Origin of the sequence: Starkeya sp. ORNL1, assembly GCF_012971745.1 — a bacterium.
GTDB lineage: Bacteria > Pseudomonadota > Alphaproteobacteria > Rhizobiales > Xanthobacteraceae > Ancylobacter.
The window spans coordinates 5,762,571-5,777,939 of sequence record NZ_CP048834.1; the positions used below are offsets into that span (position 1 = coordinate 5,762,571).

General features: G+C 64.9%; 13 protein-coding genes. 3 read left to right on the forward strand and 10 right to left on the reverse strand.

Translation table 11 applies throughout. The features are described from left to right. Positions 1 to 3: 3 nt before the first annotated feature. The 6 genes from G3545_RS27015 to dgoD form a co-directional block, all read right to left on the reverse strand. A complete protein-coding gene (locus tag G3545_RS27015; protein WP_170017390.1) occupies positions 4 to 528 on the reverse strand; it encodes a tripartite tricarboxylate transporter TctB family protein in 525 nt (174 codons plus the stop codon). Between the two features lie 117 nt (positions 529 to 645). Continuing rightward, positions 646 to 1,674, reverse strand: coding sequence for a tripartite tricarboxylate transporter substrate binding protein (locus G3545_RS27020; RefSeq protein WP_170017391.1), 1,029 nt, complete (start codon positions 1,672 to 1,674; stop codon positions 646 to 648). A gap of 99 nt (positions 1,675 to 1,773) precedes the next feature. Next, positions 1,774 to 2,808, reverse strand: coding sequence for a tripartite tricarboxylate transporter substrate binding protein (locus G3545_RS27025; RefSeq protein ID WP_170017392.1), 1,035 nt, complete (start codon positions 2,806 to 2,808; stop codon positions 1,774 to 1,776). Between the two features lie 95 nt (positions 2,809 to 2,903). Continuing rightward, positions 2,904 to 3,677 carry an enoyl-CoA hydratase/isomerase family protein gene (locus G3545_RS27030; protein ID WP_170017393.1) on the reverse strand — a complete coding sequence of 258 codons (774 nt, stop codon included), beginning with the start codon at positions 3,675 to 3,677 and terminating at the stop codon, positions 2,904 to 2,906. 356 nt (positions 3,678 to 4,033) lie between these two features. After that, positions 4,034 to 4,996, reverse strand: a complete 963-nt coding sequence (locus G3545_RS27035) for a hydroxymethylglutaryl-CoA lyase (RefSeq protein ID WP_170017394.1) — start codon at positions 4,994 to 4,996, stop codon at positions 4,034 to 4,036. Between the two features lie 203 nt (positions 4,997 to 5,199). Further along, positions 5,200 to 6,402 (reverse strand): galactonate dehydratase, encoded by a 1,203-nt coding sequence (gene dgoD / locus G3545_RS27040; protein WP_170017395.1) that lies wholly within the window; start codon positions 6,400 to 6,402, stop codon positions 5,200 to 5,202. 352 nt (positions 6,403 to 6,754) lie between these two features. Between dgoD and G3545_RS27045 the strand changes: the two genes are divergently transcribed. After that, positions 6,755 to 7,333 carry a DUF2380 domain-containing protein gene (locus G3545_RS27045; protein WP_170017396.1) on the forward strand — a complete coding sequence of 193 codons (579 nt, stop codon included), beginning with the start codon at positions 6,755 to 6,757 and terminating at the stop codon, positions 7,331 to 7,333. 28 nt (positions 7,334 to 7,361) lie between these two features. Here the strand turns inward: G3545_RS27045 and G3545_RS27050 are convergent, their stop codons facing one another. From G3545_RS27050 to G3545_RS27060, 3 genes are all read right to left on the reverse strand, one after another. Beyond that, complete coding sequence (locus G3545_RS27050) at positions 7,362 to 7,796, reverse strand: regulator (protein ID WP_170017397.1); 435 nt, start codon at positions 7,794 to 7,796, stop codon at positions 7,362 to 7,364. A 113-nt stretch (positions 7,797 to 7,909) separates the two neighbouring features. Then, the gene (locus tag G3545_RS27055; RefSeq protein WP_170017398.1) at positions 7,910 to 8,581 is read right to left on the reverse strand and encodes a response regulator transcription factor; all 672 of its coding nucleotides are present in this window, start codon (positions 8,579 to 8,581) and stop codon (positions 7,910 to 7,912) included. After that, the gene (locus G3545_RS27060; RefSeq protein ID WP_170017399.1) at positions 8,578 to 9,933 is read right to left on the reverse strand and encodes a sensor histidine kinase; all 1,356 of its coding nucleotides are present in this window, start codon (positions 9,931 to 9,933) and stop codon (positions 8,578 to 8,580) included. Before G3545_RS27060 ends, G3545_RS27055 begins: the two co-directional genes overlap by 4 nt. A gap of 295 nt (positions 9,934 to 10,228) precedes the next feature. Between G3545_RS27060 and G3545_RS27065 the strand changes: the two genes are divergently transcribed. Next, positions 10,229 to 11,068: an oxidoreductase gene (locus tag G3545_RS27065; protein ID WP_170017400.1), complete on the forward strand. Its 840-nt coding sequence runs from the start codon at positions 10,229 to 10,231 to the stop codon at positions 11,066 to 11,068. Positions 11,069 to 11,204: 136 nt separating this feature from the next. Here G3545_RS27065 and G3545_RS27070 read toward each other — a convergent pair whose 3' ends face one another. Then, a complete protein-coding gene (locus G3545_RS27070) occupies positions 11,205 to 12,092 on the reverse strand; it encodes a LysR family transcriptional regulator (RefSeq protein WP_170017401.1) in 888 nt (295 codons plus the stop codon). Positions 12,093 to 12,234: 142 nt separating this feature from the next. On the opposite strand from G3545_RS27070, the gene G3545_RS27075 reads away from it, so the two are divergent. After that, positions 12,235 to 15,363, forward strand: coding sequence for an ABC transporter transmembrane domain-containing protein (locus G3545_RS27075; protein WP_170017402.1), 3,129 nt, complete (start codon positions 12,235 to 12,237; stop codon positions 15,361 to 15,363). The last annotated feature ends 6 nt before the right edge of the window (positions 15,364 to 15,369 follow it).

Genomic DNA, 15,369 nt, shown 5'->3' on the forward strand with positions numbered 1-15,369 from the left:
CCGTCAGAAGGAGATGAGGCCGGAGGGGAGATTGACCCCGAGCCAGGTGTCGAACAGCACGTAGAGCACCGTCGCGGATAGCACCGAGACCGGGATCAGGATCGGCAGCCGCCGATAGCCGAGGCCGTAGCCGGCGACCATCATGTAGAGCGCGGTGGAGATGATGAAGCCGACATGCTCGAACACTGCGAGCAGCAGCACGAACGGGATCATCAGGTAGGCGATGCGGATCCAGCCGGCGCGTTCCGGCCAGCTCTCCTCGATCTCCGCCTCGTGCTCCATCTCGGCGAGCAGCACATCCTCGGGATCGACCCTGGGCATATCGGCAAGTGCCGGCCGGCGGGCGATACCGGCGATGATGCCGGCGGAGATGCCGAGCAGGCCGACCGACAGCCAGAAGGCCAGGAAGCCGGGGCCGGGCGCGCCGCGATTGGAGTCGAAATAAACCAGGTTCACCAGCGACTGGTACATGATCACGACACCGACCACGGTGAAGAACAATGGCGGTATGTATTCCATTCGCTTCATGGCGAACTCCAGATCATCAATCCGTCTTCGACGTGGCCTTGGAGAGCCGAAGCAAGATCAGGCATATCGACCCTGATCTTCTTCATCGCGAGGTGCGGATACCCGAACAAGGCACGCTTAGGACTTGATGACGCCGACGCGCTTGTAGAGCGTGCGGATCACATTCATGGCGTCGTCGATGAACTTGGCCCATTCGGTCGGGCCGAGGTAACGCGGCTGGATGCCGGACTTGTCGAGATAGTCCTTCCAGGCCGGGGTAGCCGCGAGCTTGCCGAACATGTCGCCGTACCAGGCGACGTCCTCGGGCTTGAGGCCCGGCGGGGCGAACCAGCCGCGCGAGAGGTTGAGCACGACGTCATAGCCGAGCTCGCGCATGGTCGGCACGTCCGGCAGCTTGGGATTACGCTCGGCGTCGAAGATCGCCAGCGCCTTCATCTGCCCCTGGGTGATGAATTGCTGCGCGTTCGACAATTGGCGGGTGCCGACATCGACCTGGCCGCCGAGCACCGCGGCCTGTACTTCGCCGCCGCCGGAGAACGGGATCTGGTTGAACTGCACGCCGGCGACCGCGCCGCTGACGATCTCCAGCATGCCGTCCCAACTCGCGGCGCCGCCGCCGGCACCGGCGAGGGTGACCGATTTCGGCGTCTTCTTCAGCTTGTCGATGACGTCGGCGAAGGTCTTGTAGGGCGAGTTTGCCGCCGCGATGATCACCGAGGAATCCACCGCACTTAGTGCCAGCGGCGAGAGGTCCTTCAGCGGATGGACCGGCGACTCGCCGACCACCACCTGCGCCAGCAGCGCGCCGCCGCCAGGCATGAAGGTGTAGGGATTGCCCTTGCGGTCAGCGACCAGCGCGGTGCCGATCAGGCCGCTGGCGCCGGGCTTATGGGTCAAGGTGAGCGGCTGCGGCGAGAGCTTGTTGTCGGTGATGATCTGGCGGGCCATCTCGGCGATCTGCGCCGCGCCGCCGCCGGCGCTCCACGGCACCAGCACTTCGATCTGGCGCGAGGGGAAGGCGGCCTGGGCGATGGCTGGCCGCGCCAGCGTCATGGCGGCGGCAGCGCCCGCCGCGGTACGGACGAGATCGCGGCGGCTTGGCTGCCAGGACATCGGATCTGGCGTCGGATTCGGCGTTTTGGTCATGTCGTTCCTCCGTTCCGGCCCTGAGCCGGGGCGCAGACCGGAGGCGCGGGCCTTATGCTGGCCTCGTCGTCTTCCGGTGCGTCGTTTCCCTGGAATGCGCTACTTGATCACGCCCATCTGCTTGAAGAGGCGGTCGAACGTCGCCATCGTCTGGTTGATGAAATCGGTGAATTCCGCCGAGCCCATGTATTTGTTCAGCGAGGCCGAGCTGTCGACCCACTGCACGAACTTCGGTGCTTCGGAGATCTTCTTGAACAGCGTGTCGTACCAGGCGATATCCGTCTTGCTGAGGCCGGGCGGGCCGAACCAGGCGCGGGGCAGCTGGTAGGAATAGTCGAAGCCGAGTTCCTTCATGGTCGGCGTATCCGGCAGCAGCGGATTGCGCACCGGATCGAAAACGCAGAGTGCGCGCATCTGCTTGGCCTGGATCAGCGTGATGGCGTTGGCGAGCTGGCGCGATCCGGCATCGACCTGGCCGCCAAGCACCGCCGACTGCACCTCGGCGCCGCCGCCGAACGGGATCTGGTTCAGCTCCGAGCCGATGACGAGATTGAGCACCTTGGTGGTCAGATCATCGAAGCTATAACTGCCGCCGACCGCGGCAATGCTCACCGCGCGCGGTGCTTTCTTCGCCGCTTTCATCATGTCGTCGAAGGTCTTGAAGGGCGAATCCTCGCGCACCACCACGACCGAGGAATCCAGCGTCGAGAGCGCCAGCGGGGTCAGGCCGGTGATGGGGTGAATGTCGAACGCCTTGGTCACCGCCTGCAGCAGCAGCGCGCCGCCGCCGGGCATGAAAGTGTAGGGATCGCCCTTGCGAGCCGCCACCAGCGCAGCGCCGATCATGCCGCTGGCGCCGGGCTTGTGGTTCAGCACCATGGGCTGCGGCGAGAACTTCTCTTCCTGCGCGACGCTGCGCACCATTTCGGAGATGGTCGAGGGCCCGCCACCGGCGCCCCACGGCACCAGTATCTCGATCGGCCGCGACGGGAAGCTCGCCTCCGCGAAGGCGGCTCCGCCCAAAGCGGGCGCCAGGCCGGCACCGAGGCCGGCGGCCAGCGAGGATTTCAGGAACGAACGGCGGGTCGCGCCGGGGCGTAATGCAGCGACAGGATCGGCAGTATATTTTTTCATCTTGTCCTCCCCTTTATTCGGCAAATATTCCAAAGCGAAAAGTATTTCCGTGCGCTCCGCAATGTTGGCGCATCGCGGAGGTCACTCCATCCGGCCTATTTTCGGCGCTTCTCCAGGAAGTCCTTCTGTGCCTGGACGCGATCGCTGCGGTTGTGCAGGAGCTTCCGGCATTCGGCCAAATACTGTTCGGTCTGCGTATAGCCGGCGATGTCGCAGAAGAAGTTGGTCGCCCGCTTGGTATAGGCCATGGCCAGCGGCGGCTGGCCGGCCAGCTTGTTCGCGACTTCCGCCACCGCGGCGTCGAGCTCGTCATCCTCGACCACCTTGTAGATCAGTCCCCAATCCTCGGCCTTCTCCGCCGACAGCCAGTCGCCGGTGAGCAGCATGCCGAGCATGCGGGCGCGGCCGAGCGTGAGCAGCGGCAGGCCCGGCAAGGTTCCCGCCTGCACCTCGCGGATCGAGAAGCGGGCGCTCTTGCCGGCTATGGTGATGTCGCAGCATTCGGTGGCGATGGCGCAGCCGCCGCCGGCGGCCGGGCCGTGCACGCGGCCGATGACCGGCTTCGACAGCCGGCGCAGCCGGTCGCGGGCCGCGAGATTCAGCCGGCCGTACAGCGCGCCTTCTTCCTCGGTGGCCTGCGTCGATTCATTGAAATCGCGCCCTGCGCAAAACGCCGGGCCGGCGCCGGCGAGTACCAGGACAGTGATCTCGTCATCTGCCTCGATACGGTCGAGCGCTTCCAGAAGATCCTTGAACAACTGGATCGTCAGGGCATTTCTCTTGTCGGGGCGATTGAACACGATCCTGGCGCAGGCGCCGTCGCGCTCGAGCCGGATCGTCTCGAAAGTCTGGGCTGTGGTCTCAAGCATCATCAACGCCAATACCGAATGAACGGGCAGGGGCTCGACAGTTTCGCGACAGCGGCGACCGCCGAGAAATCGGCACGTGCGGCAACAGCACTAGTCCCGGAAAGTCGATCATCCAGCGACGTCCGCCACTTGACTTGAAACGACTATATTTCATCTAACGATCTAAGTTTCGATCGATGATTGTATGATTGTATCTAATCTGAGGAAGCTGTCAATCACGATCGGGCCAGGCGGCAGAGGTCATCCCGGAACGGCCGCAGGCCGTATCCGGAATCGTAGGAAGGTGCCGAGCAACACCTTCTTGCGATCCCGGCTCTCGCTTCGCTGCGGCCGGGATGACGACATGGGGCGGCTCTTCACTGCGCGGCGTGGGCGTGGCGGTATTGGGCCAGCGAGCCGCCCTTCATCGCCTTGCCGGGCAGGGAATGGCCGACCACCTCCTCGGCGAGGCGGGCACACTCGATCAGCTTCTCCAGATCGATGCCGGTCTCGATGCCCATCTCCTCGCACATGAAGACCAGGTCTTCGGTGCAGATATTGCCGGCCGCCGCCGCATGGCCGGCGAACGGGCAGCCGCCAAGGCCGGCCACCGCGGCATCGAAATGCGAGATGCCGAGTTCCAGCGCCGCGATGATGTTGGCAAGGCCGGGCCCGCGGGTGTCGTGCAGGTGGATGCGCACTTCGGCATCCGGCCAGCGCTCGCGCACCGCGCCGAGAAGCCGCTTGGTCTGGACCGGGTTGCCCCAGCCCATGGTGTCGGACAGCAGGAGGCGCTTCAGCTTGTAGCCGCGGGCATTGATGGCCTGCTCGATCGAGGAGATGCGGCTCATCACCCATTCCGGGGGGATGTCGCCCTGGTAATTGCAGCCCCAGGCGGCGTTGACGGTGGCCTGCTCCACCGCGACGCCGATCTCCTCATATTTGTCGATCCAGCTGTCGAAGGTGGCGATGGTCTCGTCGATGGTCTTGTTGGTGTTCTTCTTGATGAAGGCCGGGCTGGCGCCGAGCTTCAGCGCACCGTCAAAATGATAGCGGCCGGTCTTCACCGCACGGTCGAACCCCTTGGTATTGAGATAGAGGCAGCTATAGCTGACGCCCGACACCTCCGGCAGGCCGGCCGAGAACGCCTCGGCGTCCGCCATTTGCGGCACCCATTCGGGATGGACGAAGGAGGTGACCTCGATATCCTTTACCCCGGTCTCGGTGAGCGCCTTGACCAGTTCGATCTTACGCTCGGTGGGGATGAAGCTTTTCTCGAACTGGAAGCCCTCGCGCGGGCCAACTTCATAGATCGTCGCCTTGGTGGGCAGGTCGCTCATGGTCGTCTCCCTTAGTCTTTCATTCTTGATTGCTGCACACGGAGCAACGTCATCCCGAGGTGCCCGGCTCCGCGGGTCTTGCCTTTGGCAAGCCCAGGGAACGAATCCCGGGCCTCGAAGGATGGCCGCCTTCTGCTTGAACATCCTTCGAGGCTCGCTTCGCTCGAACCTCAGGATAACGTTGTCTCAATCTAATTGCGCGCTCAAAACCACCGCCTCGAGTCCGGCGGGCGGATGTCGGTCAGCTTGCCGGTGTAGTGACGGAATTCGTGGGTCCGGTAGGGGTATTTCTCGAACACGTCCTCGCAGAGATCGACGCCGAGGCCCGGCTTGTCCGGCACCACGTAGCAGCCGTCCACGAACTTGAAGTCTTCGGTCGAGATGTCGCGCCGCCACGGCACGTCGATGATGAAGCTCTCGAGCACCAGGAAATTGTGACACGAGGCGGCGAAATGCATGGTCGCTGCGTTGCAGATCGGCCCATAGGGGTTGTGCGGCGCGATCGGGATGCCGGCGACATCGGCAAGCGCCGAGGCCCGCTTCATCTCCAGAAGTCCCCCGACGTGGCAGACGTCGGGCTGGAGCACGTCGACGGCACGGGCGTCGATCAGGTCGGCGCAGCCGAAGCGCGAATAGACCCGCTCACCCGCGGCGACCGGCACATTGATGCGCCGGCGTACCTCGGCGAGGTTGGTGGCGCGGTCCGGCAGCGTCGGCTCCTCGAAGAAGCGTATGCCGAACGGCTCCAGCGCGCGCCCGGCCTGGATCGCCGAGGACACGTCGAGCCGGCCGTGGCCTTCTATGATGAGGTCGACATCGGGGCCGACGGCATCGCGCACGCCGGCGACATTGGCGACGACGTGGTTGAGCTCGGCGGTGGTCAGCGTCAGATACGCCTTGCCGAACGGGTCCCATTTGAGACCGCTGAAGCCCTGCTCGATGGTCGCCTTCGCCTTTTCGGCGAACTCGGCATTGGTCTTGGCGCCGGAGAACCAGCTATTGGCATAGATCGGGATGCGGTCGCGGACCTTGCCGCCGAGCAGCTCATAGACCGGCACGCCCAAGGCTTTGCCCTTGATGTCCCACAGCGCGATCTCCACCGCGCTCATGGCGGTGGACAGGATCGGGCCGGTGCGCCAGTAGGTCTCGCGCTGCATCAGGAGATTGAGCCGCTCGATGGCGAACGGATCCTCGCCGACCAGCAACCGCTCCAGTTCCTCGATCGCCTTGACCACCGAGGGTTCGCGATTCTCCAGCGAGCCTTCGCCGACACCGTACAGGCCCTCGTCGGTCACCACTTTCACGAACACCCAGTTGGTGCGGAAGCAGTCGACGATGAAGGTCTCGATCCGGGCAATCTTGAGCGGACCGAAGGCAGCTTGGTTTTCATTCAGTCGTCGAAGCATGATTCATCAACCGTTCGCGTTATTGCGGGTCGCGGAGAGTTCGGATGACTTGGGAGGCCGCGGCTGATCTCGCCGTGGACCTATCGGATGCAAAGACCTGCTGCCTGAGAGCGCGCGGAGTTGCGCGTCGCGGTGGTTTAACATTCAATTTGGCTCTATTGCATCTAATAGATTCGGATTGTATCGAATATCACGACCCCGTCAATGGGGCGTCCCTGGGCACAGGTGGCAAAATCGGATGGTGCCCCGCCGGCTCGGGCAAAATGCCCATCGCTCCAGGGTCGATCGCCTCTCGCCGGCAGGGCGCGCAATCGAGGAGGCTGCTGGATCGATCCCGTTCATGGAGAGGATCATGCAAAGCACATCGAGCCGTGCGCAATCACCCTCGCGCCGGTGGATCCTGTTGATCGTCGCAAGCGCTCTGCTGGCCTTGCCGCTCGGCATGACGGTTCCGTCCGCCGCGGATTCAAGCCTGGCGTCGGCGAACGCAGTCCGGATCGCGGTATTCGATTTCGAACTGGAAGATCACAGCGCCGGAAGCGGCATAATCGCCGAGGACCCGCATGACGCTCAGTATCTGTCGCAAGCCACCGACGAGGCGAGGCGGATGCTCGCAGCTTCCGGCCGGTTCGTGCTGGTCGATACCAAGGGAGCGGTGACCGGGGCGGAGGCCAATAGCCTGCGCAATTGCGACGGCTGCGCCGCGGCCATCGCTGGGAGGCTCGGCGCCGAGCAGGCGATGATCGGGGTCGTGACCCGGGTCAATCGCACCGAGTACACGCTACTCATCCGCATCACCGATGCGAGCACCGGCGCGACCGTCTCCAACAGCTATACCAACCTGCGGATGGGCGCGAACTACGCCTGGCCGCGCGGCGTCAAATGGCTGATGGACAATCAGTTGCTGGCCGATAGCGCGGCCGCCAAGTGACCGGCAGTCCGCGCCGCCGCACCCGTTGTCAGGCCTGCTGCTGGGCGAGAAGAGCCTTGAAATCGTCAAAGCCGAGGAAGGAGAGGGTGTTCAGTTCGTCGTCGAGGATCTCATAGACCGGGCCGTCGACATTGCGGTTGCTGAAGACGGCGATGACATCCTGGTCGCCGCCGCCCTCGCGGTGCGGCTCGCCGTGGGCAGCTTTCGAGACATAGCTTCCGGTCTTGCGGATTTCGACCAGTTCATTGCGTGCATTGTAGAGCCGCAACTCGCCCTGAACGATGAAGGTACTGTAGTTCGTCCAGTGCCGATGCAGGATGACCTTTGCGTTAGCCGAAAATTTGAAAAGAATGTCCACGATCCGGTTGGACTCGTCGACATTAAGCATATGATACCAAAGGTCGTCGATGCCTTCGAGCGTATTCCAGCGAATATTGCTGTCGTCGAACCTTGCTGGCGTCATGGCAACTCTCCCTGTTTTCGGGGAGAGTGGCGGTTCGGCGGGGCTGCAAAAATGGCGGCTTGCCTGCCGAAGATTGGGCGAATTGCCCGCCGACTATCGGCGGGCGCTCTGAGCTAGAGCCCCGCGTCCGTCACGGTGGCAACCGGCCCTACAAGACCTTGCCGCAGGCCGAAATAGACCAGCTCGATATCCGAGGACACGCCGAGCTTCGACTTGATGCTGTAATGATAATTCGCCGCCGTCTTGCGGCTGACATTGAGCGCGGCGGCGATCTCGTCGGTCGAGCGCGCATCGAGGATCATGCGGAAGATCTCGAACTCGCGCGGCGAAAGCTCATCGAGCCCGGTCTTCTCGCCCCGCACCCGATCGAGCGCGAGCGCTTCGCTGGTTTCCGGACAAATGGCGATGCGGCCCTCTGCAACGTCGCGCACCGCACTCACCAGCAGGTCCGGAGGGCTGCTCTTCGTCACATAGCCCCGCGCCCCCGCCCGAAACGCCTGCAGCGCATAGGCAGCGCCGCCGTGCATGGTGAAGACCAGGATGCGCGCCAGCGGGTCGAACCGGCGGATGTGCTCGATCGCATCGATGCCGCCGCGGCCGGGCATGGAGATATCCATGATGACCACGTCCGGCTGCGTCGTCTTGTAGAGTTGGTAGGCCGAGGCCGCATTTGCTGCCTCGCCGACGACGCTCACGCCCTCATGCTTGGCAAGCAGCGTCCGATAGCCTTCGCGGACCACGGCGTGGTCGTCGACGAGAAGGACGCGGATCGCTTTTCGGCTCATTGGGCCGGCCCGATGGAAGGTTCGAACGGGATCATCGCATCGAGCCTGAAGCCGTGCTCTCCGTTCCGGGTGACGTCCAGTTGCCCGCCGAGCGCCATCGCCCGCTCGCGCATGCCGATCAGGCCCAGTCCGCCATTTGCGGCCTCGCGGTCATTGTCCAACACTCCGCTTCCATCATCCTCGATCGTCAGCGCCAACCAGCGTTGCCCGCCGGGGGAGCGGCCGTCAGGACCGAGGCCGAGCGCGACGCGTGCGTTGTGGGCATGAGCGTGCTTGCAGATATTGGTCAGGCCCTCCTGCACGATGCGATAGACATGGGAGGCGGAGGTCGGTGGCAGCGCTTCCAGCGCTCCATCGATCTCCAGCGCCACCTTGAGCTTGCCTTCGCTCAGCCGCTCCTGATCGCGCGCCAGCACGGCGAGGCTTGCCGCGAGCCCGAGATCATCGATCTCCGGCGGGCGCAGGGTCTGCAAGGTGGTGCGCAGCGACTTCACGATCCCCTGCGAGACCTGGGAGAGGCGACGAGCTTCGGGCGCGAGCGCGGGGCATTTGGCCTCTGCCGTCACCTTGATCGAGGTGGCGAGCGCGCTCATGGCGCTCAGATTCTGGGCAAGCTCATCGTGAAGTTCGCGCGCCAGGCGCTGGCGCTCCTGCTCCTGCCCATCGACCAGCCGGGCCGCCAATGCGGTACGCTCGCGCGTCGTGCGGTCGAGGCTTGCCGCGAGCGCGTTGAACACCTGGCTGATGCGCTGGAATTCGACCAGTCGGAAGCTCGGCAGCCGATATGACAGGTCGCCGCGCGCCAGGCTGTCGAGCCCGGCCAATATGTGCTGCGTCGGGCGCAGGGCACGGCCGATCGCGATGTACTGCAGCAGGCAGATCGCGACGACCAGCAGCGCAGTGAGGCCGAGCAGCTTCGAGACATCCTTCCAGATCGCCGCCAGGACGGCGCCGGTCTCGGTGGTGACGACCAGCGTGCCATAGGACTTGTCCCGATAGGAGATCGGACGCACGATCTCGGTGCGCCCGGCAAGGAGGCGGGTCCCGAGGGCGCCGAACCAGTCCGGAACGCCATTTTCGCTGTTGAAGCCGACACAGCTCGATCGTCCGACGCTGCCGTCCGTGGCGAGGTACTTCACGCACTGGCCCGCGCCCTGGACGCGGTCGGTCACCGGGTCCCAGTCGGGAAAGCGCGCCGACAGCTCGATGTTCGACTGGATGCGGAAGAGCTGCAGTTGCAACTGCCGGACGACGATGTCGGCGACGTGCTCATTAGTGCCGCGAACCTCGCGCCAGGTGCCGAACAGGGCGAACCCCGCCGCAATGAGAAAGCAGAACAGCGCGACGGCCACGACCCGCAGTGTCAGTGACCATTTGAGATCAAGGCCCGGCGATCCCAGGGGCCTTGCCAATGGGGAGTGCGCCATTGCCATGGACTGTCCCGGATGCGTTCGCCCGACGCTATACGCCTCGCCGGGCCGGCGAAAGCGGCCCAAGCCGCGACGGGCAAATTGCCCAGGCCAGCGCCCGCATGGCACTGTTCATTTGATGAGTAAATCTCATCAACACGACAAAATATTAGCGGATTATTTCACACCCAAGCCTTCGCTAGGGTCCCTCCTGTCAATTCCAACAGGAGTTCATCCCATGCGCACTTGGTTCATCACTGGCGCCTCGCGCGGCTTCGGCGCGCTGGTCGCGAAGGAAGCCCTCAATGCCGGCGACGCGGTGGTCGGCACCGCCCGCAATCCCCAGCACGTCATCGACGCGCTCGGCGATCATCCCAATCTGCTCGCCGTCGCACTCGACGTCACCGACGAGGCCCAGGCGTTCGAGGTGGCGGGCGCCGCGGTGAAGCGGTTCGGCCGCATCGACGTGCTGCTCAACAATGCCGGCTACGGCCTGCTCGGTGCGGTCGAGGAAGCTGCCGCGTCCGAGGTCGAGAGCGTGTTCCGCACCAATGTGTTCGGGCTCCTGAATGTGACGCGAGCGGTGCTGCCTCACATGCGCCGCCAGCGCTCCGGCCATGTCATCAACATCTCCTCGATCGGCGGCTATGGCTCCTATCCCGGATGGGGCGTCTATTGCGCCACCAAGTTCGCGGTGGAAGGCCTGACCGAATCCCTCGCCATCGAGCTGGCGCCGCTCGGCATTAATGCCACCGTGGTCGAGCCCGGCTTCTTCCGCACCGATTTCCTCGACGACAAATCGCTGTCGCGGACCGCGCACGAGATCGCGGACTATGCCGAGACCGTCGGCGCGATGCGCAGCTTTGCTGCCGGCGCCAACCATGCCCAGCCCGGCGATCCGGCGAAGCTCGCCAAGGCGCTCATCGTGCTCGCCAATGCGCCGAAGAAGCCGCTGCGCCTGCCGCTCGGCAGCGACACGGTGGCGATGATCGAGGACAAGAACGCCAAGGTCGCGGCCGAACTCACTGAGTGGCGTACGCTGGCGCTCTCCACCGACTGGGACGCGAAGGTGGCGTGAGTTTCAGAACGCCAGCCCTCCGTTCATCATGGCCGGCCTTGTGCCGGCCATCTCGGCCTCTGGCGTGCTGTCAGGAATCGCGATCCCCGGCACAAGGCCGGGGATGACGGTCATCCTGGAATCACGGATCACACGCCTATACGGTCCGCGCAAAGTCGATGAACGCCCGGAGGGCCGACGGCATCTGCCGCCGGCTCGGATAATAAAGGTAGAAGCCCGGGTAGTAAGGGCACCAGTCCTCCAGCACCCGCAACAGCGCGCCGCTCCTGAGATGGGCGCGCACCTGTTCCTCGAACAGATAGGCCATTCCTGTGCCGGCGAGCGCGGCGTCGAGCATCACATCCTGCTCGCTCAGCGTCAGCGGCCCGTCGACCTCCACCGCGATCTCCTCGCCGCCGCGCTCGAACTCCCAGTCATAGAGCGTGCCGCTCATGAAACGGTAGCGAATGCAGGGCCTGCCGGCGAGGTCGCGCGGCGTGAGCGGCTTGCCGTGTTTCGCGAAATAGTCGGGCGTGGCGACGACGGCGAAGGCATGACGCGGCCCGATCGGCACCGCGATCATGTCCCTGGCGATGCGATCGCCGAAGCGAATGCCGGCATCGAAACCCTCCGCTACCACGTCGGCCAGCGCGTCACTGATCACCAGCTCGACCTGGATGTCCGGATACGCCGCAAGGAAGCGGGTGACGATCGGCATCAGCGTGATGCGCGCGCAGATGCGCGGCACATTGAGCCGCAGTGTGCCGAACGGCGTATCACGGAACCGGTTGAGCTCGTCGATGGCATCGTTGATGTCGAGGAAGGCCGGGTTAATACGCGCGAACAGCCGCGCCCCGGCATCGGTGAGGGCGAGGCTGCGCGTTGTCCGGTTGATCAGGCGGATGCCGATGCGCTCCTCGACCAGGCGCAGCGAATGGCTGAGCGCCGACGGCGTGACGCCGAGTTCGGACGCCGCGCGCCGGAAGCTGCCTTGCCGGGCAATGGCGAGGAACACTGCGAGGTCCGCCGGATCGATGCGCACCATTGGTGAAGAGGTCTCAGTGAAGGCGTGGGATTATCCGCCAAACTCGACATACAGTGCCGCTGGTACTTCGTCAGCTACTGTCGTGCTTGACCGGATCATTCCCCTTGGGCACGAACGTAACGGCAATTGCGGGTGTGCTTCGTTGGACGGGAAACGCCGGCTCGATAACAACCTTCTCGCATTCATCTGGCGCTACAGCGCCGGGCAGCAATTGCTCCTGCTGCTGCTGACCGCGGCCTCGTTCCCGATCCTCTATGTCTCGCTGGAAATCCCGAAATTCATCATCAATGGCGTCATCCAGGGCCATGATTTTCCGCGCCATGTGCTCGGGATGGAGATCGGGCAGACCGCGTTCCTCTGGCTGCTCTGCCTCGCCTTCCTCGCCTGCGTGCTGGCCAATGGCATCATCAAGATGCAGCTCAGCATCTATCGCGGCATTGTCGGCGAGCGGCTGATCCGCCGGCTGCGCTTCGAGCTGATCGCGCACCTGCTGCGCTTCCCGTTGCAGCGCTTCCACAGCGTGTCGCAGGGCGAAGTGGTCTCCATGGTCACCGCCGAGGCCGAGCCGCTCACCGGCACCATGGGCGACGCCTTTGCGCAGCCGTTGTTCCAGCTCGGCCAGATGCTGACCATCATCGTGTTCCTGTTCGTGCAGAGCCCCTGGCTCGGCCTTGCCGGGATCGCGCTCATCCCCTTGCAGGCCTATCTGATCCCGGTGATGCAGCGTGAAGTGAACCGCATGCATCACCAACGGGTCGCCTATGTGCGGCAGCTGTCCGAGAAGATCGGCGAGAGCATATCCGGGGCAGGAGACCTCCGGATCAATGGCGGTGCGCCGCGCCGTCTCGCCGAGTTCGGGCATCTGCTTGGTGACCTGTTCTTCATCCGGATGGATATCTTCAAGCGCAAGTTCCTGATCAAGTTCGTCAATAATTTCATTAGCCAGCTGACGCCGTTCTTCTTCTTCGCGGTCGGCGGCTATCTCGTCATCATCGGCCAGCTCAGCGCCGGCGCGCTGATCGCGGCGATCGCGGCGGCGCGCGACATCGCCGATCCGTGGCGGGAATTGCTGCTCTATTGGAACAGCGCGCAGGAAGCCTCCTCGCGCTACGAGCATATCGTCGTGCAGTTCAGCCCGCCCGGCATGCTTCCCGTCGCACTGGCGCAGGGAAGGCCGGCGGAGATTCCGCATCTCGACGGCCCGCTGCGGCTCGACGGCGTCAGCATCACCGACGCGGCGGGGATCGTGCTGCTCGACCAGATCGAGCTGGAGATACCGAGTGGCGCGATGGTGGCGATCCAGAGCCCGGACGCCGCGGTGCGACAGGCGCTGGCGGAAGTGATCTCGCGCAGCCGGCCGCCCGCCGCCGGCAAGGTGGAGATCGCCGGCCACGATCTTGCCGGGCTGCACCAGAGCGTGCTCGCGGCCCGCATCGGCGTCGCCACCAGCACGCCCTATATCTTCCGCTCCTCCATCGCCGCCAACATCCAGATGCCGCTGCGTGTCGCGCCAAACGGGGCCGAGGGGGATGGTGCCAACCCGCCGCCCGTGGCGGTTCTGGAGGCGGAGCGCGCCGGCAATGATTTCGAGCCGCTCGATCGCGACTGGCTCGATTTTGGTGCGAGCGGGCTCGATGACGAGAAGGCGATCCGCGACTGGTGGCTCAAGATCATCGAGACGATGGGAACCAGCAACTTCCTGCTCGACCGTGCGCTCGACTGCTACCTCGAACCCGATCGCCACGCCGGGCTGGCCGAACAGGTGATCGAGCTGCGCGCGGCCGTTGCCGGCTCGCTGAAGGCGGCGGAACTGGCTGAGCGCGTGCGGCGCTTTGACGAGAACGTCTTCAATCCCGGCCTCTCGGTCGGCGAGAATTTGTTGTTCGCGGTGCGTCGGCGGCCATCGTCCGGTGGCCTGCCGGAGTTCGGCTCCGTCTTTGTCCAGGTGGTGGAGCAGCTCGATATTGCGGGGCCGCTGATCGACTTCAGCGCCGATCTCACCAGCGCGCTGGTGCGGGCGTTCGGCGAGGTCGGGCCGCGCCATCCCTTGCTGCGCCGCCTGACCCATATCGGGCCGGACTCCTTCGAACGGCTGCGTGCCATCGACACGAGGCGCGCGAGCGGACGAGCGTTCGACGCCGCCGACCGCGCCATCCTGCTCGCCCTCCCGTTCGCGATCACCGCGGACGATCTCGGCTCCGCCTTCCCGGCCAGCCTCGAAGCTGCCCTGATGGAGGCGCGGCAGAAGCATGGCGCGATGCTGCGCGCGGTGGCGGGCGACGCTTTCCAGCCGATCGAGAGCGGGGCCTTCAACCACAACCTCACTTTGCTCGACAATCTGCTGTCGGGCACGCTCACCGGTGCGCAGATCGACCAGCGCCGCGTGCGCGGCATTGCGCAGGAAGCGCTGATCGAGAGCGGTCTTGCCGGCGAGTTCATGCTGCTGATCGGCGAGACGGACACCGGGCTTGCCGGCGCCAACCTGTCGCCGGTGGCGCGCGAGCGCATCGGCTTTGCGCGCGCGGTGATCCGCCGGCCGGACGTGCTGATCCTCGATCACGCTCTGGCCTCGCAATCGCCGGCCGAGCGCGAGGCGATGCGCACGAAGCTCCGGGCGTTGCTGCCGGCGAGCACGATGATCTTTCTCGAGCCGGACTTCCCGCAGCGCGAGGCATTCGATCTCGTCATCGAGATTCGCGGCGGCCGGATCGTCGGCTCCTCGGCGCGGCTCCAGCCCCTGCCGGCGCAGAAGCTGTCGAGCATCACCGCCGACCTGCAGAGCAAGTTTGACGCGCTGTCCGCGGTCCAGGAGTTTCGCGGGCTGAAGCGCGGGCAGATCGAATTGCTCGCCTACGCTTCCCGGTGGATCTCGGTGCGCGAGGACGAGTATCTGTTCCGTGCCGGCGACGAGACCGACGGCGCCTATGTCGCGGTCTCCGGCACGGCGGAGCTGCGTTGGCCCGGTGCGGGCCCGGAGCTGGAACCGATCGACACCATCACTCCCGGGCGGCTGATCGGCGACCTGTCGGTGGTGCTCGACGAGGACCGCATCATCGACATGGTCGCGGTCTCGGACTTCACCGGGCTGCGCATCGGCAAGAGCGAACTGCTCGACATCATCGAGTCGGACATCACCGTCGCGTTGCTGCTGCTGCGCACCGTCGGCAGGCATCTGCACGGCGTGGCGGAGGAGCGAGCCGAGATGAATGCGGGAGAGGGCGGAACCGCCGCGATGATGGCCCCGCGGCCGCGCGGCGAGACGCTGCAATAGCAGGGC